Annotated in this window: 24 protein-coding genes, 1 tRNA gene and 1 pseudogene; 12 read left to right on the top strand and 14 right to left on the bottom strand. The window is 68.4% G+C overall.

The window, feature by feature from the left end; all coding sequences use genetic code 11:
* Positions 1-34: 34 nt before the first annotated feature.
* Complete coding sequence (locus ACFY5B_RS00855) at positions 35-1,993, bottom strand: amino acid transporter (protein ID WP_389963655.1); 1,959 nt, start codon at positions 1,991-1,993, stop codon at positions 35-37.
* A gap of 314 nt (positions 1,994-2,307) precedes the next feature.
* On the opposite strand from ACFY5B_RS00855, the gene ACFY5B_RS00850 reads away from it, so the two are divergent.
* The 3 genes from ACFY5B_RS00850 to ACFY5B_RS00840 are packed head-to-tail and all read left to right on the top strand — an operon-like array spanning position 2,308 to position 4,685.
* A complete protein-coding gene (locus tag ACFY5B_RS00850) occupies positions 2,308-3,117 on the top strand; it encodes an ABC transporter ATP-binding protein (RefSeq protein WP_389962591.1) in 810 nt (269 codons plus the stop codon).
* Positions 3,114-3,875, top strand: a complete 762-nt coding sequence (locus ACFY5B_RS00845; protein WP_389962588.1) for an ABC transporter permease — start codon at positions 3,114-3,116, stop codon at positions 3,873-3,875. The genes ACFY5B_RS00850 and ACFY5B_RS00845 overlap by 4 nt, the downstream gene beginning before the upstream one ends.
* Before the next feature lie 15 nt (positions 3,876-3,890).
* The gene (locus ACFY5B_RS00840) at positions 3,891-4,685 is read left to right on the top strand and encodes a MerR family transcriptional regulator (RefSeq protein WP_389962585.1); all 795 of its coding nucleotides are present in this window, start codon (positions 3,891-3,893) and stop codon (positions 4,683-4,685) included.
* Between the two features lie 540 nt (positions 4,686-5,225).
* Here ACFY5B_RS00840 and ACFY5B_RS00835 read toward each other — a convergent pair.
* The 5 genes from ACFY5B_RS00835 to ACFY5B_RS00815 form a co-directional block, all read right to left on the bottom strand.
* The gene (locus tag ACFY5B_RS00835) at positions 5,226-5,690 is read right to left on the bottom strand and encodes a DUF5994 family protein (RefSeq protein ID WP_389962582.1); all 465 of its coding nucleotides are present in this window, start codon (positions 5,688-5,690) and stop codon (positions 5,226-5,228) included.
* Between the two features lie 53 nt (positions 5,691-5,743).
* A complete protein-coding gene (locus tag ACFY5B_RS00830) occupies positions 5,744-6,160 on the bottom strand; it encodes a DUF5994 family protein (protein ID WP_389962579.1) in 417 nt (138 codons plus the stop codon).
* Between the two features lie 222 nt (positions 6,161-6,382).
* The gene (locus ACFY5B_RS00825; protein WP_389962576.1) at positions 6,383-7,012 is read right to left on the bottom strand and encodes a DUF5994 family protein; all 630 of its coding nucleotides are present in this window, start codon (positions 7,010-7,012) and stop codon (positions 6,383-6,385) included.
* Between the two features lie 59 nt (positions 7,013-7,071).
* On the bottom strand, positions 7,072-7,518 hold the full coding sequence (locus ACFY5B_RS00820; RefSeq protein WP_389962573.1) for a hypothetical protein: 447 nt from the start codon (positions 7,516-7,518) through the stop codon (positions 7,072-7,074).
* A 7-nt stretch (positions 7,519-7,525) separates the two neighbouring features.
* Positions 7,526-7,828: a hypothetical protein gene (locus tag ACFY5B_RS00815; RefSeq protein WP_389963652.1), complete on the bottom strand. Its 303-nt coding sequence runs from the start codon at positions 7,826-7,828 to the stop codon at positions 7,526-7,528.
* A 534-nt stretch (positions 7,829-8,362) separates the two neighbouring features.
* Between ACFY5B_RS00815 and ACFY5B_RS00810 the strand changes: the two genes are divergently transcribed.
* The gene (locus ACFY5B_RS00810; protein WP_389962570.1) at positions 8,363-9,037 is read left to right on the top strand and encodes a hypothetical protein; all 675 of its coding nucleotides are present in this window, start codon (positions 8,363-8,365) and stop codon (positions 9,035-9,037) included.
* Between the two features lie 24 nt (positions 9,038-9,061).
* Here ACFY5B_RS00810 and ACFY5B_RS00805 read toward each other — a convergent pair whose 3' ends face one another.
* Positions 9,062-10,774: a SpoIIE family protein phosphatase gene (locus ACFY5B_RS00805; protein ID WP_389962567.1), complete on the bottom strand. Its 1,713-nt coding sequence runs from the start codon at positions 10,772-10,774 to the stop codon at positions 9,062-9,064.
* A 367-nt stretch (positions 10,775-11,141) separates the two neighbouring features.
* Here ACFY5B_RS00805 and ACFY5B_RS00800 point away from each other — a divergent pair, with 367 nt between their 5' ends.
* The 3 genes from ACFY5B_RS00800 to ACFY5B_RS00790 all read left to right on the top strand — a co-directional run bounded on the left by ACFY5B_RS00800 (position 11,142) and on the right by ACFY5B_RS00790 (position 12,707).
* Positions 11,142-11,738 (top strand): DUF5994 family protein, encoded by a 597-nt coding sequence (locus tag ACFY5B_RS00800; RefSeq protein ID WP_389962564.1) that lies wholly within the window; start codon positions 11,142-11,144, stop codon positions 11,736-11,738.
* Positions 11,739-11,743: 5 nt separating this feature from the next.
* Positions 11,744-12,055, top strand: a complete 312-nt coding sequence (locus ACFY5B_RS00795; RefSeq protein WP_389962561.1) for a hypothetical protein — start codon at positions 11,744-11,746, stop codon at positions 12,053-12,055.
* A gap of 469 nt (positions 12,056-12,524) precedes the next feature.
* Complete coding sequence (locus tag ACFY5B_RS00790; RefSeq protein ID WP_388255378.1) at positions 12,525-12,707, top strand: hypothetical protein; 183 nt, start codon at positions 12,525-12,527, stop codon at positions 12,705-12,707.
* A gap of 677 nt (positions 12,708-13,384) precedes the next feature.
* On the opposite strand, the gene ACFY5B_RS00785 is transcribed toward ACFY5B_RS00790, so the two are convergent.
* Entirely contained in the window at positions 13,385-15,016 is a 1,632-nt protein-coding gene (locus ACFY5B_RS00785; protein WP_389962558.1) for an MFS transporter, read from the bottom strand.
* Between the two features lie 94 nt (positions 15,017-15,110).
* Positions 15,111-16,127, bottom strand: coding sequence for an NAD(P)/FAD-dependent oxidoreductase (locus ACFY5B_RS00780; protein ID WP_389963649.1), 1,017 nt, complete (start codon positions 16,125-16,127; stop codon positions 15,111-15,113).
* A gap of 419 nt (positions 16,128-16,546) precedes the next feature.
* Here ACFY5B_RS00780 and ACFY5B_RS00775 point away from each other — a divergent pair, with 419 nt between their 5' ends.
* Entirely contained in the window at positions 16,547-17,170 is a 624-nt protein-coding gene (locus ACFY5B_RS00775; protein ID WP_389962555.1) for a TetR/AcrR family transcriptional regulator, read from the top strand.
* 508 nt (positions 17,171-17,678) lie between these two features.
* On the opposite strand, the gene ACFY5B_RS00770 is transcribed toward ACFY5B_RS00775, so the two are convergent.
* Positions 17,679-17,752: transfer RNA gene (locus ACFY5B_RS00770), tRNA-Gly, on the bottom strand.
* Positions 17,753-18,311: 559 nt separating this feature from the next.
* On the opposite strand from ACFY5B_RS00770, the gene dcd reads away from it, so the two are divergent.
* A complete protein-coding gene (dcd, locus tag ACFY5B_RS00765) occupies positions 18,312-18,887 on the top strand; it encodes a dCTP deaminase (protein ID WP_053670409.1) in 576 nt (191 codons plus the stop codon).
* A 35-nt stretch (positions 18,888-18,922) separates the two neighbouring features.
* Positions 18,923-19,432 (top strand): phosphoribosyltransferase, encoded by a 510-nt coding sequence (locus tag ACFY5B_RS00760; protein WP_389962552.1) that lies wholly within the window; start codon positions 18,923-18,925, stop codon positions 19,430-19,432.
* A gap of 1,102 nt (positions 19,433-20,534) precedes the next feature.
* Here ACFY5B_RS00760 and ACFY5B_RS00755 read toward each other — a convergent pair.
* On the bottom strand, positions 20,535-21,200 hold the full coding sequence (locus tag ACFY5B_RS00755; RefSeq protein ID WP_389962549.1) for a YdcF family protein: 666 nt from the start codon (positions 21,198-21,200) through the stop codon (positions 20,535-20,537).
* Positions 21,197-21,427 (bottom strand): annotated as a pseudogene (locus tag ACFY5B_RS00750) (UTRA domain-containing protein); the annotation flags it as partial. The pseudogene ACFY5B_RS00750 and the gene ACFY5B_RS00755, both read right to left, overlap by 4 nt.
* Before the next feature lie 6 nt (positions 21,428-21,433).
* Here ACFY5B_RS00750 and ACFY5B_RS00745 point away from each other — a divergent pair.
* Complete coding sequence (locus ACFY5B_RS00745; protein WP_389963647.1) at positions 21,434-22,672, top strand: replication initiator; 1,239 nt, start codon at positions 21,434-21,436, stop codon at positions 22,670-22,672.
* Between the two features lie 139 nt (positions 22,673-22,811).
* Here the strand turns inward: ACFY5B_RS00745 and ACFY5B_RS00740 are convergent, their stop codons facing one another.
* Positions 22,812-24,245, bottom strand: coding sequence for a recombinase family protein (locus ACFY5B_RS00740; RefSeq protein WP_389962546.1), 1,434 nt, complete (start codon positions 24,243-24,245; stop codon positions 22,812-22,814).
* A gap of 151 nt (positions 24,246-24,396) precedes the next feature.
* On the opposite strand from ACFY5B_RS00740, the gene ACFY5B_RS00735 reads away from it, so the two are divergent.
* Complete coding sequence (locus tag ACFY5B_RS00735; protein WP_389962543.1) at positions 24,397-24,972, top strand: HNH endonuclease; 576 nt, start codon at positions 24,397-24,399, stop codon at positions 24,970-24,972.
* 186 nt (positions 24,973-25,158) lie between these two features.
* Here the strand turns inward: ACFY5B_RS00735 and ACFY5B_RS00730 are convergent, their stop codons facing one another.
* Entirely contained in the window at positions 25,159-25,455 is a 297-nt protein-coding gene (locus ACFY5B_RS00730; RefSeq protein WP_389962541.1) for a hypothetical protein, read from the bottom strand.
* Positions 25,456-25,591: the final 136 nt, after the last annotated feature.

Genomic DNA, 25,591 nt, shown 5'->3' with positions numbered 1-25,591 from the left:
GGCCCGCCGCGTTTCCCAGGCGGAGGTGACGGGCTCAGCCGCCGACGTGGATACCGGGGCGGCGGTCGGGGTCGGGTTCGTTGCTGCGGATGATCTCGCGGGTGACCGGGGCGGTGTCACCGCGGCCGAGGAGGAAATAACGGATCATGTGGACCAGGGGGCTGCCCTCGGCCCAGGCGAAGTAGCAGTGCGGCCGCACGCCGGTGGCGTCGCGCAGGGCGAGCAGGATGGCGGCGATGGCGTTGGGGGCGGCCGGCGCCTCGGCGCGCAGGATGCGGTAGCCGTCGACTTCGACGCCGTGGACGGTGAGGGTTTCGCTGAAGTCGGACGGGTCGACCACGTCGATCTCCAGGAAGATCACGTCAGCCGGGCCCGGTACCGGGTTGGTGCCGCGCTGTTCGCGTTCCTTGGCGCTGTACTCGGCGAAGTCGCCGGCCTGACGGCGGTTGGCGATGATGTTGATGGACTCGTCGTGGGCGAGGGTGTCGGCGATGAACCGGCGGGCGGCCTCGTCGAAGAGGATGCGGTCGGCGCGCAGTTCGGTGGTGCGCGAGACGCGGGAGATCAGCGACACGACGATGATGCCCAGGATGAAGAAGCCGGAGATGGCGATGCCGTCGGGCTTGTCGACGATGTTGGCCACCAGCGCGTAGAACAGGACCGCGGTGAGCAGGGCGAAACCGACGGTAGTCGTGCGTCGGCGGTTGCGCGCGACGAAGACGGTCACGGCGAAGGCGCCGGAGACCATCATCGCCAGGATCCCCGTCGCGTAGGCACCGGCCTGGGCGTCGACGTCGGCGTCGAAGGCGATGGTGATCAGGATGCACAGAGCCGTGTAGACGATGACGACCGGACGCACCGCGCGTCCCCACTCGGGGGCCATGCCGTAGTCGGGCAGATAGCGGGGAACGATGTTGATCAACCCCGCCATGGCGGACGCACCGGCGAACCACAGGATGAGGATGGTGCTGATGTCGTAGGCGGTGCCGAATGCCTCGCTGACATGCTCGTGCGCCAGCCAGGCCAGTGCCCGGCCGTTGGCCGCACCGCCGGGCTCGAACTCCTTCTCCGGAATGAGAACGGTGGTCACGAAGCTGGCGGCCAGCAGATAAACGCTCATGATCACAGCGGCCGTCGTCAGAAGACGCCGGGCGTTGCGGATCCGCGAGCGCAGCCGCTGCTCGGCGTCGGCACCGTCGGCCGCCACGAGCGGCATCATGCTCACTCCCGTCTCGAAGCCGGACAGACCCAGCACCAGCAGCGGGAAGGCCAGCAGTGCCGGACCGGCGAGGTCACCGAAGCCGCCTCCGCCCTCGAGCAGCGCGTCGGTCCAGGCCGTCAGCGCGCCGTCCGTCGTGAACACATGGACCATGCCCACACCGATGACCACCGCGTTGAGCGCGAGGAAGACGGCGACCAGCGGGATGGCGACACTGACCGCCTCACTGAACCCGAGCAGGAAGACACCTCCCAGCACCAGCAGCAGCCCCACGGTCAGGGCGACCTCGTGGCCATGGAGCACGGAGGGGAAGAAGGGGTTCTCCATCACGTGTACGGAAGCGTCCGCCGTGGACAAGGTGATGGTGATGATCCACGAGGTGGCCACGAAGCCGAGCAGGACCAGCACGAACAGCTTGCCCCACCAGAACGGCAGCAGGTCCTCCAGCATGGCGACCGATCCCGCGCCGTTGGGGCTCTCCTTCGCGACCTTGCGGTACATGGGCAGCATCCCCAGCAACGTCAACGCCACGATCAGCAGCGTCGCCAGAGGGGAGACGGCCCCGGCGGCCAGAGCGGCGATCGCCGGCACGTAGGCCAGACTGGAGAAGTAGTCGACCCCGGTCAGGCACATCACCTTCCACCAGGCGTGCTGCTCGGCGTGACTCTCACCGGCCGCCGGCCCGACCGGCTGCACCTGGTGACGCAGCAGCCACCGCGCCGCCTTGCCTGTCGGCTGTGTCCGCAGAGCCGGACTGTCCACCGACTCCGGCATTATCGGCCGGTCGCCACCACTCATGTCCGCCATGCCCTTCCTTGTCTGACCACCCATCGACGCAGCAGCCACCGCCCTGACGGCACCGCAACGATCACCGAGTATGCGGCCTCCCGGCCCGCCACCCAGTACCGAGGCACGTATGAGCCGGCCGAGGGCGGGACTTACGTGCGGGACGACCCCGCATCAGCGCCGGCGATCCGGATGCCGCGGTCGGAGCGGGCTTGACCTTGACGCTGGGTCAACCCTCCATCCTTCCGGCAGGAGCTTCCGCGCAGTCGCCTGGAGCAGCTCCTCGAAGGAGGCAGATGACCATGACGGCCCGATCCATCGCCCATCCGGCGATTCGCGTGCAGGGTCTGGAGAAGTCGTACGGGAAGCTCGAAGTACTGCGCGGCGTGGACTTCGACGTCGCGCGGGGCACTGTCTTCGCCCTGCTCGGCTCCAACGGGGCGGGCAAGACCACGACCGTGAGAATCCTCGCCACGCTCCTGAAGTCCGACGCGGGGACAGCCAGCGTCCATGGCTTCGACGTCGCCACGCAACCGACGAATGTGCGGGAGTCCATCAGCCTCACCGGGCAGTTCGCGGCCGTCGACGAGATCCTCAGCGGGTGGGAGAACCTCGTGCTCGTCGCCAGGCTGCGCCACCTCAAGGACCCGGGCGCGATCGCGGATGACCTGCTGAGGCGTTTCTCGCTGACCGACGCCGGCCCGCGGAAGGTGTCCACGTATTCGGGCGGTATGCGCCGTCGGCTGGACATCGCGATGAGCCTCATCGGAAATCCGTCCGTGATCTTCCTGGACGAGCCGACGACCGGACTCGACCCCGAGGCGCGCATCGAGGTGTGGCACGCCGTCAAGGAGCTCGCCGAGTACGGCACGACGGTGCTGCTCACCACGCAGTACCTGGACGAGGCTGAGCAGCTCGCCGACCGGATTGCGATCCTCCACCAGGGTCGGATCATCGTGAACGGAACCCTTGCCGAGCTCAAGCAGCTCTTCCCGCCCGCCAAGGTCGAGTACGTCGAGAAGCAGCCGAGCCTGGAGGAGATCTTCCTCGCGGTCATCGGCGGCGCCGGAAAGAGCGACGCCACCGGCACGACAACCGGGGGACAAGGATGACCTCGTACTTCTTCAGCGACACTGCCGCACTCACGGGGCGGACCCTGCGCCATGTCACACGCAGCATGGACACCATCATCACGACCGTCATCACGCCGGTCGCCATGATGCTGATGTTCGTCTACGTGTTCGGCGGCGCCATTGACACCGGGCCGGTTTCGTACGTGAACTACATGCTGCCCGGCATCCTTCTCATGACCATCGCATCGGGCATCTCCTACACGGCATACCGGCTGTTCACCGACGTGAAGAGCGGGATCTTCGAGCGATTCCAGTCCATGCCGATCGCGCGCTCAGGTGTGCTGTGGGCGCATGTCGTCACCTCGCTGGTCGCCAACCTGATCGCGCTCGTGCTCGTCGTGGGCGTCGCTCTGCTCATGGGCTTCCGCTCAGGGGCAGGAGTGTCGGCATGGCTCGCGGTCGCCGGCATCCTGCTCCTGTTCACCCTGGCGCTGACCTGGCTCGCCGTCATCCCAGGGCTCTCCGCGTCGTCGGTCGAGGGAGCGGGCGCGTTCGCCTACCCGCTCATCTTCCTGCCGTTCGTCAGCTCGGCGTTCGTGCCCACAGAGACGATGCCCGGCCCGGTGCGCTGGTTCGCCGAGAACCAGCCGGTGACGTCGATCGTCAATACGATCCGTGCCCTTTTCACAGGGCGGCCGGTCGGCGACGACATCTGGACCGCTCTCGCCTGGTGCGTCGGCATCCTCGTCGTGGCGTACGTCTTCGCGATGGCCGCCTATCGTCGGAAGATCGCCTGAGGCAGTCTGAGACCCATGCTCACCATCAGCCAGATCGCGGCGTACGCCGGGGTGACGGTGCGGGCGGTACGTCACTACCACCGAATCGGGTTGCTGCCGGAGCCCGAGCGGGACCGGTCCGGATACCGGACCTACGACGCTGCCGCGGTCGTGCGACTGATCCGGATCCGCACCCTCGCAGACGCCGGCGTGCCGCTGGCCCGGGTGCAGGAACTCCTCGACGCCGGCCCGGAGGAGTTCGCCGGCGGCGTCCACGAGATCGACAAGGCCCTGCGCGCCGAGATCCGGCGGCTGCAGGACACTCGCAGCCGACTCGCCAGGCTCGCCGCCGGAGAGCACCTGGCGCTCCCTCAGAGCGTCGTGGACTACCTCGACCGGGTGCGCGGTCTCGGCGTTGAGGAGCGGTACATCGAGATGGAGCGGGATGCCTGGATCATGATCGCTGCCCAGGTGCCGCATTCGATCGATTCCGTGATCGCCAAGAAGCACGAGGAGCTGGACGACCCCGACATGGTGAAGCTCTACAGCCTTCTCAGCGGGGCACTCGACTGGCCGGCCGAGGACCCGCGGATCGTCGAGGTCGCCGACATCATGGAGCGCCTGATGATTCGCGCTGTGGAGGCCGGCGAGGTGGGTGCCGACGACGGCATCGACGACCAGTTCGTCGACCTGCTGGACTCAACCATGGTCGAGTCGTCACCGCACGCCGCGCGGCTGTTGGCGATCCTGGAGGAGCGGGGCTGGAGGGGCTGGACCCGCATCGAACGCGTGCCTGCCGACAGACTCAACACCCAGCTGCCGCCATCATGAAGCCACGTCAGGGGCCGGAATCCACGCTCGAGGCCGCCTGGCGGCAATTTCATCTGCACGTAGGGCATGCGGTGAGCATGCCCGCACCCAAACTGGACTAGACGACAAACAAACCCCAGGCCCGTGACCTGGGGGCTTCAACCTGGAGCGGGTGGCGAGCATCGAACTCGCGCTCTCAGCTTGGGAAGCGACGGCGCTTGCGCGGGCTCCATGGCTCTGACCAGCACAGATAGCTGTACCCTGGGGTGGTCGCGTGGGCCGGCCAGATGCGGATCACGCGCCGAACCTCGATCCGCTCGCGCCATGCCGGGGTCCGGCGGCTCGGTGTCCACGGCGCCCAGTTGCTCGCGACGACAGTCGTACGTCGGGCCAGGCCCCGGTGGGCTGCTCTCCGTCGGCGAGGAAGGCGCTCCTTGCTGTCGCGAAGGCGGTGTGCGCGCTGCGCCCGCACACCGTCATGCCCTGGGACGCGGCCATCGCCACAGCGTTGTACGGCGTTGGTCCGGACGTGTGCCTGATGTTGCTGCATCTGAGCTGACGTCAAAGGCTGGTGTCGATCAGGATCTGCTGGGCCTGCTTGGGGTTGCCGGATCGGACCGCTTCGGTCATCGCGGCTCGCGCCGCCTCGGGGGGCGTGTCGGGTGGGACCACGAGCAGGGAGAAGTGGTCCTGGTCCCCTCGGGTCACGAGCGCGGTGTCGTCGCCCACGGAGAAGACGTCGATATGCACCACACGGTCGTCGACGGTCATCCGCGTCGGTAGTTCGTCCCAGGCCGCGGAGTCCAGGCCGATCCGTGTGATCGGCCCGAGACGCTCGGTCAGTGCGCTGATCAGCCCGGGCAGTTCGGAGTCGAGACTCCTTGAACGGGGCCACCACGCGCCGTCGAGGATGCTCTGGCGTTCGTGAGTGGTGGTGAGCCGCAGAAGCGCCGTTCCGGGACGCACGGATTCGTGCGCACCGTCCGCCAGCAAACCTGCCGGAGGCGGGGAATCGGGGTCTGGCATCGTGCTCACCTGCCTGTTCGGGGCCTCCTCGCGTCCACGCTACTCCTGGGGTGTCAGGCGTGGTCGCCGAGCACGGCGGTCATGATCGGTTCGGCCGCCTCCTCGGTGGTGTCGGGCGGCACGACCAGCAGGTCCCAGCGGCCATGGCCGGGGGCGAGCAGGACGACGGTGTCCGGGGCGTGCGCTGCGACCGCCTTCCGCAGTCGTACGACCTGGTTGGCGACGAGCATCCGGCCAGGTGCCGCGGACCAGGCCGCTCCGTTCACCGTGACGCCGGCGATGTGTCCCCAGGCGCGCGGCAGTGCGGCGAGCAGCTGCGGAAGCTCCGCCAGGAGATCGTACGAACGTGGCCACCACACCCCGTCGAGGCGACGCGGCAGCGCGCTGTGGGGCGCGAGCCGCAGGCGGAGGAGAGGGCGGATGGACGGTACGGGAGGTGCCGGCGGTGCGGGTGTCGCTGTGGTGGTCATGGTGTTTCCTTCGACGGATGGCGGCCGAGGGGTCGATCTGGCCCCTGTCGACGCCGCGCCGGGCGTTGGTGGGGCCGACGTGGTGCAGGTCATCCGCGTCGAAGTCGGGCGGCAAAAGGCTGCCGTGATGCGGAACCTGTCCCGGCGATGAACCGCCCGGAGCCGTGGTGCGCCGGGAGCGAAGCCGGTCCGTCGCCGGTGTGCGTCGCGCCCTCGGTTCCTTCAGCGCACCTGGCGGGAAGCGAGAAGGGGGTCACGGACCGTAACAGTCGCGGGAGCGGAGAGGGGGGTCCAGGGGCGTCTCGGTGCTCCGCCCTCGTCTTCCCACTGCTCCATCTGCCCCTGCTCGCGTACGGCCTCGTCGTCGGCGTGGAGGCGTCGCTCGGCCGCCAGGAGCTCGCTCGCGGTGAGGTGGAGCGCGGGGTCGGCCGCCGCGGCCATGAGCCGCGCGGCCGTTGCTGTCTCCGTCCGGGGCGGGACGACGAGCAGGTCCCAGCGTCCGACGCCGTACGAGAAGAGCCGGATCATGTGCGGGTCGAAGCCGGAAGCGAACCACGCGGCCTTCACCGTGTGCCCGGGCACGGGCAGGTCGCAGGGCGCCGTCGGCCAGGTGTCGCGGTGGGACGCCATGCGCGACACGCGTCCTCGCGTCGCGTCGAACGCCTCGGTGAGCGCGGGTAGTTCGGCCATCAGGTCATCGGTGCGGGGCCACCAGGCGCCGCAGAGGGGGCCGGGCGGGAAGGTCGGCGGGCGCAGGGCGAGCCGGGCAGGGCGCGGTGGCGTGCGTACCGGGCGGCTGGGGGCGCGGTCGCCGGTCCTCGGCGGTGGGCCCGTGCCGGTGTGGCGGTTCATGGTCTCGGTTCCTGTCCTCGGGCGGCCGTCCTGCGACTGCCGGTGCTGCTGGGCCGGCGTCAGCCAGGCTCGTCGGTGTGGGCGCGCCGTGCGTGGGTGTGGCTGGTGGCCGGCCAAGGCGACGGGGCAAAGGTCTCTTCGCCGGCATGCCCGGTGTCGACGGTGAGATGGAGCAGGGTGCCCTGCCCGTCGGGGCCCGCGGGGTAGCTTCGGGGCTCGTCGCAGCGGAGGTACAGGCGCAGCAGCTGCGCCACTCGTTGGGCGATGTCGGGGCTGGCGGCGATGATGCGGACCTCCGCGAGGTCGCCCAAGGAGAGATCGCCATCGGCGGTCCCGTACGCCGGCGGATCTTCGCTTGTGCCGTGACTGGTGCTGGTGCTGGTGCTGGTGCTGGTGCTGGTGCCGGTGCCGGTGCCGGTGCCGGTGTCGGTACCGGTACCGGTGCTGTGGCTGCGGCCGCGGCGGGGCGCCGCGGGCATGGACGTGACCTCTGTTGTGTCGGCCATTTCGGTCTCAACGCCCCCCGGTGTTCCGCTGGTTGTGCGTCGTCCGTTCCCGGTGGCGGCGCGGCCGGAAGCGCCCCCGCCCGCCGTCGCGATGGTCGCGACGCTCGTGACCGGCGGAGGGGGTGGAGTGCGGTGCAGGCGGCGGGGTGGTGCCGGCGGCTCGGTCGGCGGCGGTTGGGGGGCCGGGCAGGAAGCGGCTGTAGGAACGCAAGGCGATCCTCTCGCTGTGTGCGGAGTTGAGCCGGTGGATCACGTACGCTCCCCCGGCGATGAGCACGAGGAGCGCGGCAATGGTGAGGGGGATGTCCATGGCCGTCACGACCTGACGGTCGGTCGAACGCGAGTAGAGCTTGGGAGCAGCGGGCCCGCCGTCCCTCGGGCGCGTGGTGGCGCACTGGTGCCGGTGGTGCCGTTCGTGCTCGTGGCGCCCGTGGTGAAGAGCTGCAGTACGGCCCTGCGCGGGTCGGGCTCCGGCCACGCTTGGGCGGCGGAGAAGGAATCGAAGGCCGGGGCCATCGTGCTGACCTGTCTCCGGAAGCTCCTGCGCTGCGCGAGGCTTCCGGCGAAGTGTCTCGCCGAGGACGAGACCAGCGCGGAAGCCGGTGTGCGACATGCCCTCGGTACCTCCACCGTACTCCCGCGCGTCCCCAGCTGTCGGGAAGCGGACGGAACCGCCGTACCCGCCGCGGCGTTCTCGTCCACCGTCGGTCCCGAAGGGGGGCACGGCCGCGGGAGTACGGTTGAAGACACCGAGGGCGTCGCGCGCCGACTCCGACACCGGTGCCGCTCTCGGCGACCGACGACGCCGGGCCGGATCCGTCCGTGCCCGAGCAGGGCTTGCCTCATGACCGTGAACGTGCCGGCTGCGCCGACGACCACTGAACTCCTCGGGCGTCCCGTCGGTTCGCACCCGCCCGCGACGCGGAAGCCCGGCCCGAGGCCGGAACGGGGCTCCTCGCCGAAGGAAGGGCAACGCGTCCGTCCGCTGACCCGGCGTCAGATCGAGGACCATCTGCAGGAACTGGGTGATCTGTACGCGGAGACGTCCGGCGGCGGCCCCTGGGCATGGAACCAGGCCCGCGGTGCCTTCCTGCGGCGGCTCGCGGCCGACGCACGGCGACCGGGGTTCGAGCTGCTGATCGCGGAGACCACCGAGCTGACCGGATGCGCCTACGGCTTCCCCGTACGCGGCGACGGCCCCTGGTGGGAGGGCTTCGACGGATACCTTCCGGGGCGGCTGCTCCGGCTTGCCGCGTCCGGACGCCTCTTCGTGATCTCCGGGATCCACGTCCCCTCCCGGGTACGCCGACAGAACCAGGACCGTGCCTGGAACCTCGCCCGGCGCCTGCAGAAACGGCTGCTCACCGACCACGGTGCCGCCGTCGCCGTCACGCTGGTGAAGCGCTCCGACCACAGGACCGTCGAGGCGCTGCGGTCCTGGGGATGGCGGTACATCGAAGGCGACACACCTCGGACGGCCCCGCTCGGCCCGTTCCGCGTCCTGGTCCTCGAGACCTGAGCACCACGTCCCGCGCCACGGCGGTCACGGCGACGGCAGGCGCAGGGCCAGGAGGGCCACGTCGTCGGTGCTGCCGGGCGGCATGCGGGCGGGCAGCTGGTCGCACAGCGTGTCCAGCGGTTCGTGGGCGAGCGCGAGGGCGTGGTGGCGCAGACGGGCGAGGCCGGTGTCCAGGTCGCTGCCGGGGACCTCGATCAGGCCGTCGGTGTAGAGCAGGAGAGTGGAACCCGGTGGAAGGGACTGCGCGGCGCTCGGCCTGCTGCCGCCGGTGCCCGGAGGGGCACCGAGGAGGAGTCCCTGTCCCGCTTCGAGGTACTGCGCCTGTCCGTCCCGGGTCAGCAGGAGGGGCGGCGGATGCCCCGCGCTGGTCCACCGCAGCGTCCACGGACCGGTGTGCGGGTCGCCTTCGAGCAGGGCGAGGACGAGGGTGGCCATGGGGACGGTGGTGATGGCGGGCATGGCGTCGTCGAGGCGGTCGACGACGGCGCCGGGCGGGCCGCTGTGGTCCCAGGCCAGCGAGCGCAGGATGCCGTGCAGTTGCGCCATTCCGGCCGCCGCGGTCAGGTCGTGACCCACGACGTCGCCGATGACCAGCGCGAGCGTGCCGTCCTTCCGCTCGAACGCGTCGTACCAGTCGCCACCGACCTGGGAGCCGGCCGGAGCGGGCTGGTAGCGGGCGGCCAGCCGCAGGCGGCCGGGCTGGGGCAGTGGGGCGAGGAGGTTGCGCTGCATGGCCTCGGCGACGGCGCGCTGGCGGCCGAAGCGGCGGGCGTTGTCGATGACCAGGCCGACCCGCCGGCCGATGTCACTCACCACTGTCAGGTCGTCCGCGTCGAAGGGGTGGGACGGGTCCGTGCGCAGCAGCGTCAGGGCGCCGGTGACCTGCCGCCCGGAGCCCAGCGGCACCGTGACGGCGGACGTCGCACGAGCGGCCCGCAGGAAGCCGCTGTGGACGGCGGCCAGGGCGGAGGAGGCCGGTGCGGCCACGTCCGCCTCGTGCTGCAGGACGGGATCACCGCCGTTCAGCACCTGGACCAGAGGGGAGCCGGCCTCCTCCCCGGCTTCGGGTAGGCGCTCGCGCCAGTCCTCCTGGGCGGCGTCCCGGCCCTCGGGGCCCGTCACCGCCACTCGGTGGACCTGGCCGGAACCGACCCGGAGGTCCACCGCCGCCCAGTCGGCGAGGCGGGGCACCAGCAGGCGGCCCAGCCGGGCGAGGGCCTCATCGGTCTCCAGAGTCTGACCGAGCACGTCGGTGATCTCCGCGACCAGCGTCAGCCGCTCGGTGAGGTCCTCCAGGGCACGTGTGTAGGCAGCACGCTCCCGACGCGCGCTGCGGTCGCCGGCGGCATCGGTCAACAGCACGGCCATGCCCATGAAGGCGCCGTCGTCCCTCAGGGGAGAAGCGGACCAGGAGATCGCGATCAGGCGACCGTCCCCGCGCAGACAGATGTGGCCCTCCCCGCGTGCCTCGGCCCTCTCGGCCACGGCCCGCAGCAGCGAGCACCGCTCCCGGGGGACCCTGCCGCCGTCCGCATCCCGGTGCAGCAGGTCGTGTGCGTCCTCCCCGCGCATCGCCGGGGCGGCGCGGCCGAGCAGCCGCTCGGCCGCCGGATTGACCGCGAGGATCCGTCCGGCGGGATCCACCACGACCAGGGCCGTGCCCAGTTGCCCGACGACCAGCTGCCAGAATCCCCTCTCGGCCGCCGGCCGGCTCCCCTCGTCTCCCGCACCTTTCACCGTGCCACCCCCTTCGTCAGGGAAACCCTCGCCGAAGCCCGCGGGCGCATCGGGGGACCGACACACCAGTGGATCGATATTCCCCCGACTCGGCACGGATCAGTTCGGCGACGTCGCGCGGCCATGTCGTTCCCCCGGCGCGAGACGCTGCGACCACCCTGCTGCGGCACGGGCTCAGGCTGCCGGAACAACTCCCCTCCGGAACGCATGGGAGCGTCCCTCCGTTGTCCGCAGGTCTGTCGGGCCTGTTCGAGGAGTACGCTGGATTTACCGAGGATATTTCGAACACCGGCTTCCAGGCTCGTGTCGTTTTCGGCGATTCAATATTCCGGGCCGACCCTGGTCGGCCCGGGGCAGGGTTCGCGTCATGACTGCGACCATTTCCCACCCGCCGACGACCGAAGCCGATGACCGGCTCCCCTCGCTCTCTCCGCGTCTGTCGCTCGCTCCCATCGGCTCAGCGCCGGCTCTGCTGGACGGCGCCTGGTGGCCCCGCTCCCGCGATCTCGAGGCGGAACTCCCGTCCCTGACCGCCGTGCTGGAACCGCTGTGGGGGCGGATCACCCGCGTCACGGTGAATCCCACCCAGTGGCCGGTCGTCCCACACAAGGTGCCCGTCGCCGGGCGCGTGGTGCACGTCGGCTGGTTCCGTGACGAGCAGGACCCGCATGAACTGCTGTTGCTCTCCTACCACGTGGGCCGCTGGAACCTCTTGGTCGTCCCGCCGCAGACGGCTCCCGACTCGGCCGCCTGGCTGATGGCCGCCGCGAGCGACCCGCGCGGTACGTCGAGCGCGAGCCGATTGATGGAGGAGGCGGCGCGTCTGCGGACGCTGCGCGACGCCGACCGGGCCGTGGAAGCGGTCTGGGACTCCGAAGGAGGGCACGGGTCCCGCGACGCGGCCGCACCTCCACGGGTGCCGGCCATGACCGGCACGGTGTGGCAGCAACCGAGGGGAAGGTGAGGACGGTGGAGACCTTCGTGACCGTGGCCGTGATCGTGGGACTCATCGTGGTCGGGGCGTTCCTCATCCGCCTGCTGAACTCGCAGCACGGCGACCGTATGGCCGGCGTCCATTACGGCCGCACCGGGATGCCTGTCGCGGGACCGGCTCCGTCGGCTCGGCGAAGGGCCCGCGGCAGGGCGACGACGAGCGGCACCCGCCGCCCCGACCGCCCCGGGCTCGGCGCACGCGGGCGACTCCGCCCCCGCGCCCGTGAAGGAGCGAGCCCGACCCTTCCGGCAGGCTCGTCCAACCCGTCACCCGACGGACGGAACTGACCGCACCGACAGCACAACCCGCAATCCGTGGCCCCGGCCGCAGCCGCACACACGACAGGCCGGGGTCCATCCGCGTCCGATGTCCGCAGGCCGGGGCAGCCGACCCTCCAGGACACGACGCCCGTCGGGCGCGGACCGTCTGTCCGGTTCGTCGCGCACCCCGGACGGCGGTCCACCACGATGCCCGCCCTGGGCTCGTGGAAGGGCCCTCCACCTCCCCCGACCCTGGGCCACCTCATCCGCGACGAGTGGGGCGATCAAGCCCGGCGGCAGCTCGTGGCACGGCCCAGCAGCACACCCAGCATCCGTTTTCGTCGAACCCCTCCGACCGGTCCACCCCGACCCTCACACAAAGCTTGGGCAGAAGGGGGACCTCCCGCCACCGTGGTTCTCATTGCACCATTTCGCCCTGGATTGTTTACAAAGCGGACGACGGGGAGCCAGAGTCGAGTGGGGGCAGGAGGCAGCCATGACCGTCCTCGCGGCGTTCCTTCTCGTCATCGGGACGATGTTGATCCTGGTGGGGTCGATGTTGATCCTGGTCGGGACGGTCCTGATCTTCCTCGGGGCACTGCTGATCCTCATCGGGATCGCCCTGGCCGCTGTTGCGGCCTTCTTGCTCATCCGGAGAGCGCTGAGGCGGGAGGAGTAGGGACGGCCGGACCGGAGCAGGGCCGGACCGGAGGTACGTCGAAGGCATCGGGCGCAGACATCGCGATGTCGCTCGCCTCGGGCGGAGCATGCATCCGCCTGAGCAGCGGCACTGGCACATCTGACACTGCTGCTTTGTCGACGTGACCTGTCCGCCTTTGCAGGGCACGCGGAGAGCGAGCCGCCCCGAACCCGTCTACACGACAAGCAACCCCAGGCCACTGGCCTGGGGTTTTCATCATGGAGCGGGTGACGAGAATCGAACTCGCGCTCTCAGCTTGGGAAGCTGCGAGCATCGGAGGCCGACTTGGAGGTTGACCTGGGCGGACGACTTCGAGGCCCCCGTCGTCCTCGCTTGCTTTCACCGTGCTTCCCCGCTGTTCCGCTCTATCTGGTGCGCTTGTGGTGCACGTGGACTCCATGCCTGGATCACGCCTGTGTCATCAAGTCGGTTCAGTTCCGCGTCGGTGGCCTCCGGCCGGAGATGAACGTCGAAATCACAGCCCTCGTCGCAGAACACCATGGCAGAGGGCGGGGGCGCGAGCAGGGCCGCAGGGCGGTTGCACGACGCGCCTGGCGGGCGATCCGGCGCAGGCGGTGCCCGTCGCTCCGGCGGGCGCGTCCCCGGCGATCCAGTGGACGCCCCGCCGGCGATCTAGCGGGTGGCCCGCCGGCGATCTAGCGGGTGGCCCCGGTGTGCTCCTGCACAGTCGCCGCCTCGCTCGCCGCCGTCCCGGCCCCCGGCTCGGCGCTCTTCCTCCCGAACCCGCGCCGGCCCGGCAGGACCGCGAGGACGATCAGTGTTCCGGCGGCCATGATGATCCCGCCGATGAGGCTGGTCTGGGCGACACCGTGGGCGAAGGCCTGGTGGACGGCGTCCACGGCGGCCTGGGCCTGCTGGGGCCCGGCGGAGGGATCCTGCGCGACCCGCTCCGCGACGGCCAGGCCACCACCGACCGAGTCCTTGGCGATCTCCATCGCCTCCGCCGGGAGCCGGTTGCCCACCAGGTCGGTCAGCTCATCGCGGTAGGCCGTGCCCAGCAGTGAGCCCAGCACCGCGATGCCCAGCGCCCCGCCCAGCTCGAGCGCGGTGTCGTTGACACCGCCGCCGACGCCCAGTTCGGACTCGGGGAAGGAGCCCATGATCGTGTCGGTCGCCGGGGATATGGCCAGTCCGAGCGCGAGGCCCAGCATCATCAGCGGCGCCAGGAAATCCCCGTACGTCGACCCCTTGTCGATCTGGGTGAGCAGGAACATGCCCGCCGTGCCGACGGCCAGGCCGGTCACGGCCATCACCCTCACCCCCAGCTTCGGGGCGAGCAACCCGGTCACCGCGGACCCGAGGAACACCGCACCGCCCAGCGGCAGCAGCCGTACACCCGTTTCCAGGGCGCCGTAGCCGAGGACGAACTGCAGGAACTGCGTCGAGTAGTAGATCACGGCGAACATACCGAAGAAGAAGAACAGCACCGCGAGCATCGAGCCGCTGAAGGGCCGCAGCGCGAACTTTCGGACGTCCAGCATCGGGTGCGGGTGCCGCAGCTCCCAGGCGACGAAGGCGACCAGACCGGCACCGGCGACCACGGCGGCGGTGACGGGGCCGGCGCCCCAGCCGGAGTGCGGGCCCTCGATGGCGGCGTAGATCAGGGAGCCGACGGTGACGATCGACAGCAGACCGCCGACGTAGTCGATCCGGCCCATGCCCTCCGCCTTGGACGGCGGTACCAGGGCGAGCGCGCCGAACACGGCGAGGACGGCGATCGGCACGTTGATCAGGAAGGTCGAGCCCCAGGCGTGGTCCTCGAGCAGCCAGCCGGAGACCAGCGGGCCGACGGCTACCGCCACCCCGGAGGTCGCGGCCCAGGCGGTGATGGCCTTGGCGCGCTCGCTCCGGGGGAAGGTCGCGACCACCAGGGAGAGCGTGGCCGGCATCACGACCGCGGCACCGACACCCATGATCGCTCGGGCCACGATGACCAGCGAGGTCTCGTCGACCATGCTCCCCATCACCGAACCGCCGGCGAAGATCAGCAGACCCAGCACCAGCGCGCCGCGCCGGCTGTACTTGTCGCCGATCGCGCCCAGCACCAGCATCAGCGCCGCGTACGGAACGGTGTAGCTGTCGACGACCCACTGCAGATCACTGCTGCTCAGGCCCAGGTCGGTGGTCATGTCGGGGGCGGCGACGATCAGCGACGTGTTCGCCATCACCGTGATCAGCAGGCTCAGGCACAGCACGAGCAGCGCCCACCAGCGCCGCGCGTAAGGCCCGGCCATTTTCTCCACGGGGGTGTTCGCAAGGAAGGACATCAGTAGCTCCTGAGAGGGACGGGGCGGACGAGCGGAATCACTTGATTGCCCGTGAGGGAAGCGGGCGACGGGCTGAGATCTCAGGGCTTCGAGATCATCCTGTGGCGCCTTTTGGGCTCCCCTCGGCGATCCCTTGGAGGGCCGCGTCGGTGTCCGCGACGGCCAGCATCCTGTTGATGTCGGCGCCGGCCAGTGCGCCGGCCGCTGCGGAGGCACCGACCTGGGCGACCAGATCGGTGGCGTTGCCGGCCACCCACACACCCGGCACCTCGGTGGTGCCGGCCGTGCCGGAGGCGAAACCGCGGCCCGTAGGCAGGTCCTGCACCGGCAGGCCCAGACCTTCCAGCCCCTGGGTGCGGGCCTGCATCGGCGCGGCGACCGCGAGGACGCGGCGGGCCACGACCTGGCCGTCGGCCAGGCGCACCCCGGCGAGGGCACCGTCCTCGTCGTTGACGACCTCGGTGACCGGGGTGTCGATGACGCGGATGCCGCGGGCGGCGAAGCGGGCGCGGCTGTCCTCGTCCAGGTCGGTGCCGTGGGTGAAGTAGGTCAGGTACTCGGTCAGCTGACGGAACAAAAACGCGTGGCCGATGGAGGCCGGGCCGGTGGCGAGGATGCCGATGGGCTCATCGCGCACCTCCCAGCCGTGGCAGTACGGGCAGTGCACCACACTGTGCCCCCAGTGCTCGGCGAGCCCGGGCACCTGTGGCAGCACATCCGTGAGGCCGGTGGCCACCAGGATGCGGCGGGCGGTGATGCGGCGGCCGTCGGCCAGGGTGACGGTGAACCGAAGGTCCCCGTCCGCCGACGGTGCGGCTGACTCGGCCGAGACCACCTCGCCGAACACGACGCGTCCGCCGTACTGGCGCACCTGCTCCCGGCCCCGTCGAAGGATCTCGGGCGGCGGGGTGCCGTCCAGGGCGATGAGGCCGTGCACGGCCTCCGCGGGCGCGTTGCGCGGGGAGCCGCTGTCGATCACGACGACCGAGCGGCGGGAGCGGGCGAGGATCAGTGCACCGTTCAGCCCCGCGGCGCCCCCGCCGATCACCACCGCGTCGACGGTCCCCTCGGCCAGTGCGTCGCTCACGTACGGAGGAGTCGTCACAGCCATGGCCTCCTGCCTTTCCTTGTCAGTCATGGTTCGGTCAACCCTTCGAGTTCTGGGTGGTTGGAGGGGGCAGCTGTTCAGGAAGCCCGGGATGTGGTCGGCGACCGTCCTGGGCTGTTCGAGGTGCAGGAAGTGCCCCGCGCCGAGGACAGCCCGACGTTCGTGATGTACAGATCCAGATCCAGTCCGGCGGTGAAACCCGCCGTCGCCAGGATCGCGAGGATCAGACCGGGCCTTGCCGGCCTGGAGGCGTCGCAGCGCCGGGCGGCGCGGAGGAGTTCAAAAGCATGGGTTGCTCTCCATCGCGCCAGGCGTACACACCCTGTCCGGTGAGCTCAGGACGGTTGTGTACTGAACAGTCAGAAACCTAGATGGTTCTGTACTGGGTTGTCAATAACGGTGGGTCGCTTTACCTTCGATGTATGGCGAGACCACGAAGCTTCGACCCCGACCACGTCCTCCACGCCGCCGAGCGGCAGTTCCGCACCTCGGGCTACAACGGCACGAGCGTCGACGACATCAGCGCCGCCACCGGCCTGGGCCGCGGCAGCCTCTACGCCGCGTTCGACGGCAAGCACGGCGTGCTGCTGCAGGCGATGGCCGGCTACTACGCCCGGCTGGGGCAGTTTGCGCCGAGGGCGCTCGCCGGACCGGACGAGGGCGCCATGGAACGGCTGCACGCGTACTTGCTCCGCGCCGTCCACGGGGTGCCACTCGCCGCCGACGTACCCCCCGCCCCCGACCGGGCGGCGGCGGCCTGCTTCGCCGCCAAGATGGCCCTGGAGATCGGCGCCTCCGACTCGGAGGTGAAACGCCTGGCCAACGACTGCTTCTCCGTGCTCGCGACGGCGGTGGCCGAGTGTGTGCGAGCGGCGCAGCGCAACGGCGACATCGACCCAGACGCGGATCCCGACGACCTTGCCTACCTTCTGCTGACCATCATCCGCGGGACCGATGTCGTAGGCGCGTACGGCCACAGCTCCGACCGCCTGACCTCGATCGCGGAAAGCGCGTTCGCCTTGCTGCCCCGCCCGCGCCACCACTGACAAGGACACGGCCGGCCTCGTTGCACAGGCATCTCATGCGGTCGGCCCACTTCGACGCCGCGGAGGCACGGCCCGTAGGTTTACGCGCCGCCGTGACCTCGTGTGTTGGCGCGTGCTGTGGGGTTCCGGGGGTTCCGGGGTATGCGGGGTGGGCACTGCTCGGCGCTTCGGACGTGAGGCGGTTCCATGGATGCCGCTGCCCCAAAATGAGGGCCAAGACCCGCTTGCCGACCGTCTGATCAGGGCGCATCCGCTGCCGGCGACTCACCACTGCCACCGTATGAGCTGCCCCCTTCCCCCTGGCGGTGCCGCTCACCGCACGGAGGAGCGGAGCGACGACGGATGCTTGACCACCTGGTGCGAGCCGAGCGTGCGAAGTGCCACACAGACGACCCCGCGCACCACAGTGAGGAGGCTGCCGAGAGCTAATGGTGCGGTTGTGGTGCGCGACCGGTCCGCCGGTCTGGACAACAAAGAACCCCCGGGTCTCTGACCTGGGGGTTTCACATGGAGCGGGTGACGAGAATCGAACTCGCGCTCTCAGCTTGGGAAGCTGATGTTCTACCATTAAACTACACCCGCGTAAGACGCCGACCGGAGTCGGTGTCGAATGCCCGCTCACTCTACCTCATGCCAGGCCCCCGGTGTTTGTGCCCGTGGGGCCTGAGGGCGTTTCAGGGATGGGATGCGGCTGCGGGGGAACGGAGTTGGGGCGTACGGTGGAGGGGCGTAAGAGGGCCCGGGCGGGACCGGAGTGCCGCCTGTAAGGCCGTCCCTTTGATCCCGTACTGTGGCTTTTGTCGTCAGGCAAGCAACAGCCAGACGCGGCTCTTGGGGAAGGGACTCTTGGACTTGATGGAGCGCACCGTCGTCCGTTGTGCCGATGGGCACGTGTTCAGCACCGCTTCGTTCCCGATGCAGCAGGCCGAGCGGCTCGGCCCCGGGCGGCTGCTTCGGTGCCCGCGATGTGCGCGGCTCCGGAGCGTGGTGCCCGTCAGCTACCAGAAGCGGTAGCGGCGGCAGCAGCTGCGGCGGCAGCAGCCGTAGCAGCAAGTGACGGACACAGCAGTCAGCAACAGGCGCAAGGCGCGCGGAGACGTCCGGTTGTGGTCGCTCCGCGCGCCTTGCGTATCCTCGGGGCGTGCTTCTCTCAGACAAGGACATCCGGGCCGAGATCGACGCCGGACGGGTGCGGATCGATCCGTATGACGACGCGATGGTGCAGCCGTCGAGCATCGATGTGCGGCTGGACCGCTACTTCCGGGTGTTCGAGAATCACCGGTACCCGCACATCGACCCCGCCATCGAGCAGGCCGATCTGACCCGGCTCGTGGAGCCGGAGGGGGACGAGCCGTTCATCCTGCACCCCGGGGAGTTCGTCCTCGCCAGCACGTACGAGGTCATCACTTTGCCCGACGATCTGGCCTCCCGGCTGGAGGGCAAGAGTTCGCTGGGGCGGCTGGGGCTGGTCACGCATTCGACGGCCGGCTTCATCGACCCCGGCTTCAGCGGGCACGTGACCCTGGAGCTGTCCAACCTCGCCACCCTGCCCATCAAGCTCTGGCCGGGCATGAAGATCGGCCAGCTGTGCATGTTCAAGCTGAGCTCGCCCGCCGACTTCCCGTACGGCAGCGAGCGGTACGGGTCCCGCTACCAGGGCCAGCGCGGGCCGACCGCCTCCCGGTCCTTCCTCAACTTCCACCGGACCCAGGTGTGAGCGACCCCAGCGACCCCAACATGAGTGACGCAGGCATGAGTGACGTGCGCGAGAACCTGACCTACGAGAAGTTCGGCGTCGCCGTGCGCGAGCTCGCGCAGGCCATCGCCGATGACGGCTACGAGCCGGACATAGTCCTCAGCATCGCCCGCGGCGGCGTCTTCGTGGCCGGAGGGCTCGCCTACGCCCTCGACTGCAAGAACATCCATCTGGTGAACGTCGAGTTCTACACCGGTGTGGGGACGACCCTCGAGATGCCGGTCATGCTCGCGCCCGTGCCGAACGTGATCGACTTCTCGCAGAAGAAGGTGCTGATCACCGACGACGTCGCCGACACCGGCAAGACGCTCAAGCTGGTCCGCGACTTCTGCCTGGACACCGTCGCCGAGGTGCGCAGCGCCGTCGTCTACGAGAAGTCCCAGTCGCTCGTGAAGTGCGAGTACGTGTGGAAGCGCACCGACGACTGGATCAACTTTCCCTGGAGTGTCTTGCCTCCAGTACATAAGTATGGTGAAGCCGCTAAGCCCAACAGGGAGGCTCTCTGAGCAGTTCGATGTTGGTGCTCTGCCGGAGACCCCGGGAGTGTCAGTGCCGACAGATATGCTTAGTGCCGTCCACTTCCGGTCCATCCCGAGCTTCGGACTCAAGGGCCGAAGACCCCAGTACGCCAGGGGTTAGCACGACCGGACTGGAAGTGTGACATGGCAGAACTGCGGAAGCCGGAAGAGCCGAGCGGTGATCAGGGGAGGGGCCCCACGAGGGCCGAGATACTGATCGCCGTACTCATGGCCATTACGGCGATCGCAGGCTGTGTGGAGCAGCTGGCGCGCTAGCGTGCCGACGTTGAGTGGTGCACCGGACGAAGGCAGGGCAAAGCAAAGCGAGCCCGGCCGTTGCTTAGTCGGCCGGACCCGCTTAACGACTCCGCGCATGAGCCCGGACCTGGCGGCAACCAGGGCCGGGCTCCTCTGCATGGAGCCAAACTCTGTGTGACCTTGTGTAACGGCATCCTCGCGGACGTGGTGTACATAAAGCCTTAGTGGACACCTCGACTATAGCTCGCTGGTCTCAGCCGTTCCTAGCTAGGGCGCAGTGGACCTCTACAAGGCTCACTCCCCATGGATCTGCCTGAGCAGGCACGTTCGGTAGGGACCTGCGAAGCTTCGGCGAGTGCCTGCCCCGTCTCCTCGCCCACCACTCACCCCAGCTCCCATCCCGTACGCCGTCGACCCACACACCGTGGAGCGGGCGTGGTTCATGGCGTCCAGGTGGAGCGCGCCACTGTACGAACGACCTGGACGCCATGGGCCGCGTCTGCTCGGCTCTGCCTGGGTCGATGGCGTACGGGATGGGAGCCTCTCGCGCATGCCACTACGGACTCGCAGTCGGGAGCGGCGCCCCCTCCATCCCGGTGCCGGCCGACCCCCCGCCGGAGGCACTGTTCTGACCCGCGGGCGTTGTGTGAGGTGATCGACTTATGGCTACCGGCCTTATCCACGCGTTGGCGCGCGTCGGCGCAGCCCGCCGGAGCGGGCCGAAGGCAGGAGCGGCGGCGGAGCGGAGCCGGGAAGCGCGCCCGGCGGAGCGGAGCGCAGCCGGGCGCCTTGATGAGGTAGAGAAACTCGTAACAGCTTCGCTCAGGCCTGGTCAGGCTGAAGGTGCATCTGTGGTCAGGAGTCGGCTCGTGAATCCGGCTCGGCAAAGGCGCTCGTACGCTTCGAGCACGTCGGCAGGTAGTGGCTGGTCGATCATGAATCCCTGCTCTGGGTAGATCATCAACCTCTGAAGCGCACCGACCAGCATGTCGATCACCAGACGGGCGTCACCGATCGAGTCGGCGTACTCGTCCAGCGTCATAGGGCTGGAGGCGCTGACGACCTCGACTCCGGGCCAGAGCTTCCGCGCGGTCGCGTATGCCCGCCGCTCCTCGTACGGCTTGCTGATCAGGAGCACCGAGGACACCTCAACCCCGGCCTCCTCCAACAACTCTCGTGAGAAGCGGATGTTCTCGCCCGTGTTGCGGGCACGAGGCTCGACCAGAACGTCACTGCTGGGGACCCCGAGTTCCACTGCCCGCTCTCGGTAGTGGACGGCCTCGCCGCGGGGCATGCGTTCCCGTGTCGTGGGGCTCGTGGCACCGGTGAAGAGGAGCAGAGGGGCCATGCCGTGCTTGTACAGGTCCACTGCCGTGTCAGCAACGCCCAGGTCGTGGCTGCCGAGCCCGATTGCCACCGAGCATGGCCGGGGCGAGTGACCCATCTGGTGGTAGTCCCACACGCGTCGGGCGTCTGCCCAATCCTGTGTCGAGATCACTGCTGCCCCTCCCTGTCCTTCGCTGAGTCGGGCACCTTGAAGTCGTACTCCCATGCGAAGCGCGACGCCGCGTGTACCCCAATGGCGAATTCCACGACGGTGCCCTCGGCCGTGTACGTCGTTCGGTGCAGTTCGACGACCGGTTCGCCCGGCGGTAGCTGCAACTGCTTCACCTCGTCCGGTGTAGCAGCACGGGCAAAGAGTCGCTCCGTCATGTGATCGACCTCCACCTGATGGGCTCGACCGTCACCCGCGACGTCACCACGGGGCAGGTTCTGCACTCGTACTCGACCGACACCGAGCCCGGCGGCCGGCTCCGGGTCGCCTGCGGCAACCGCCGCGCATCCCGATGCCCGGCCTGCGCCTGGACTTATGCGGGCGACACCTACCACTTGATCCGCGCCGGCCTCGTCGGCGACCCGGCCAAGGGCACCCCCGCACACGATCCGGGACCACCCCCGGGTCTTCACCACCCTCACCGCGCCCTCGTTCGGCCCGGTCCACAACCGCCCCGGCAACCGGACCTGCCGCTGCGGCACCCGCCACAGCGAGGACGCACCGAACTCGGCACCCCGCTCGACCCCACGACGTACGACTACGCCGGCGCCGTGCTGTGGAACAACCACGCCTCCGAGCTGTGGCGCTACTTCACGATCTACCTGCGCCGCGAGATCGCCAAGCGAGCCGGACTGACCCAGAAGGACGCCAAAGAACAGTCCCGCGTCTCCTTCGGCAAAGTCGCCGAGTACCAGAAGCGCGGAGCCGTCCACTTCCACGCCGTAATCCGCTTCGACGGCCCCGACGACCCGCCGCCGGCCTGGGCCACCCTCGACCTGCTCACCGACTCCATCCATGCCGCCGCTGCTCGAGTAGCGGTCGACGTGCCCGCCGCAGGGGACCAGCCCGCCCGCACGCTGCACTGGGGCAAGCAGCTCGACGTACGCCCCATCCGGGCCTTCGGCGACGGCGAGGACATCACCGAACAGGCCGTTGCCTCCTACGTCGCGAAGTACGCCACCAAGGCAGCCGAGACCACCGGCACCGTCGACCGCCGCATCGGCAACAAGGAAGCGCTGGTCCTGGTCGGCGTGCCCGACCACCCTGCCCGGCTCATCGAGGCCTGCCTCGACCTGCACCCGCTCTACCCGGACCGCAAGCTCCGGGACTGGGCTCACATGCTCGGCTTCCGCGGCCACTTCTCCACCAAGTCCCGCCACTACTCCACCACCCCCGGCGCCGTCCGCCAGACCCGCGCCGACTACCGCGCCACCCAGCAACGCGAAGCCCTCGGCCTGCCCGACCCCGACGAGGAAGCAACCACCCTCACCCTCGCCCACTGGACCTACGTCGGCCACGGCCACACCCCCGGCGAATCCTGGCTCGCCGCCAATATCCGCCGCGACATCCAGCACAACCGCGAGATCGCCCGCGAAGAACTGGCAGGAGGTGCCTTTGATGAGTCAGACCGATAGCTCGCAGTCCCGAAAGGCCACGTCCAAGCGTGAGGTGATGACCACGGACGAGTGGCTTCGAATGCACCTTCGCCGCGCTCCCGAGCGGGACGAGGAGTGGGTTCGTCGCGCCCTCGTTTTACACGGGTGGGCCTGATCGTCAGTGCCAGACAGGCTCGATCAGACTGGGGTCGAACTTCCGTCGACCGCGCCCCGCAGGATGGATGATCACGGCTGAGAGGCTGTGCAACACGATCTCCTGTTGGCGCTCGACAGGAAGCGCGAAGAACTTGTCGACGGAGAGCTCAGCCGCATCGTTCTTGGCCTCGGCCTGCTTCTGCTCCTTGTAGAAGCGGGCCCGCTCCAGTTTCAGCTCGTCGCGCAGTCGTTCCTTGGCCGGCAGGAGCTGCAAGAGAGTGGCAACTGTGATCTGCTTGGAGCGCTCAGCCTCGATGAGCTGGGCGATCTCCTGGGTGACCTGCTCCAACTCGGCCTCTTTAGGCCAACGTTGTTCGCCCTGGATCGCAGTGACCGATGCTCGTGCACGCTGCTCTTCCAGTACAAGCTGAGCGATCAGGGTGTCGACGGGTTCGCCCGTCCGGCCCACCTTGCCGCAACCGCCGTTCACCACCGAGCACTGATAGCTGAACCTCGCGGCATTGGAGCCCGTTTCCCACCGCTGGTTGATCTGCCCTCGGATCTTGGTCTTGCAAAGGCCGCAGCGAGCGATGCCAGAGAGCAGGTACTTGCGCGCGAGGGACTTGCCGGGGCGCTTCTGCTTCCGCTCAGCGATCGCGGCGCACACGGCCTCCCACTCTTCAAGGGTGTTGATCGGCTCCCAGTCGCCCTTGATCGGTCGGCCGTCGTCACCGTTCAGGATCTCGCCGTGGTACGTCCGGTAACCCACCAGTCTTGGGCTGGTCAGGATGTGTTCGACGTGGTGGTGGGCCATACGCTTCGTGCCCGCGCGGGGGTTGCCCAAGCCCTGTTCCTGCCATCGCGTTCGGATGGTTCCGATGCGGACGCCGGCCAGGATTTCGCGCTGAGCCTCGCGGATGGCCTCGGCGGCTTTGGAGTCGACCTTGCTGCGGTCCTCCCTCTGCCAGCCGTACGGCGCCGGCCCGCCGCTGTCCTTGCCCTGTTGCGCCAGCTCCAGGTGCTTGCGCTTGATCCGGCGTGAGGCGTCGTGCGACGACTTGTTGGCGAACGCCACCATGATGCGGGCCATCGTCCGGCCGTCGGGTGTCCCGAGGTTGATGTCGTTCGTGACGGTGGCGAACTCCAGGCGGGGGCGCTCGTCGAAGATCTCGATGAGTCGTTCCAGGTCCCGCGGCTGCCGTGCAAGGCGGTCCAGGTCGTAGGCCACAATGCCGTCGATCAGGCCGGCACGGAGGTCCTTCAGCATGAGCTCGAACTCGTCGCGGACGACGTTGCGCTTGAAGGCTGATACGTCGTTGTCCTCGTAGGCCTTCACAACCTGCCATGACCTGAGGTCTGCGAGACGCTCGCAGTCCCGCTGCTGGCGGGCGACTCCTAACGCCTCGCCCTCGTCGTCCCGCGAGATCCGGGTGTAGACCCCCACCTTGCGTGCCACGATCAGCCCCCTGCCTCTGAGCAGGTCAGACTACTACCGTCATTGAGTCAAGTCAGCCTGGTTCATGACCACCCATGGTGACAGTGGATCAAGCACTATGACATCAGTTGGACTGTGAGGGCGTGTTTTCCCCTCACTTATGCTCTGCGGCATGGCTCAAGACCGACCGGATGTTCCAGTGGCCATGAGGCGCGCTGTTCTTGTAGAAGCAGGTCATCGATGCGCTATCCCGACGTGCCGTCAAACGCCTGTTGAATTAGCTCATATTGTGCCGTGGGTGAAAGTGAAAGAGCACTCTTTCGCTAACCTCATTGCGCTGTGCCCTACATGTCATACGCGCTTTGATAGAGGCGACATTGACAGGCAGTCGATGTTGCAATACAAGGCGAACTTGGAGGTGCTCAACGGTAGATATACGGACGTCGAAAGGCAGATCCTAAAAGTTTACGCTAGGCGGTGGGTTGAGCTCGACGAGGATTGCGAAAACGAAGAGTCGTTCATCACCAAGTTCCGTAAGCTTGTGAGGGAGGGAGCTATCGGGTTCGGGGATATCGCCATTCATGAAGGGATGTGGTGGCTTTTGTCAAATTTGCTGGACGACGGGATCGTCGAGCTAGGTTACTCCACAGAGGAGATGCGGCGAGGGCGTTGGGTGCGAAATTCGGTGGCATTAACGGCGAAGGGTTTCGAACTGATCGAGCGTATGGCTCGCGCGGAGCCTCTTTAGCGTCCCCTGATGTAGCTAATTGCTGTTATGCCAAGGGTGACAACGGCTGCTACGGCGCCGAACATTGCGGCTACGCCGTCGGCGCTAGATGCACCTGACGCGAGAGCTACCGCTAGGACTGCCACGCCTACGGTAAGGGAAACGCTTAAAATCAGCACGATCAAAAGAATGATGCTGCGTTGAGGGTCACGCGCCATAGGTCTTCACTCCCGCTGCTACACAGGCAAAAAGAATGAGCAGGCCGACCGCATTCGATACGACCACGTGGATCCAGCTTTTAATGGCTCCACTGCCGTCGTAGCAGAGGATTCGAAAGGTAAAAGGCATGACCATCCCTCCGAGTACCAACGCTATTATTGCGGCAAACACGTACGATGTTCCAATTGGCTTACCTTCTTGTGCGGCGCCGAGTAGGAACAGGAAAAGTGCCGACACTGCAGTGACTACCCAGTCAATCCAGAAAACTGCATCGTCGAGCGTCAATGCATGTCTTCTGCCGGTAGTTGGTTCCCGTGAAACTAACTTGAACCAACTTTGCATACCCGACACCGCAAAGGCGAGCACGAGTGTGAGGAGCCAGGCTGGCAAGCAATCCCCCCGGAGGCAAGTATCCACCTGA

It is taken from the genome of Streptomyces sp. NPDC013187 (assembly GCF_042899705.1).
Classification (GTDB): Bacteria; Actinomycetota; Actinomycetes; order Streptomycetales; family Streptomycetaceae; genus Streptomyces; species Streptomyces hawaiiensis_A.
Note: the sequence above shows the minus strand (reverse complement) of the source record. Positions and strands in the feature narration are given on the sequence as shown.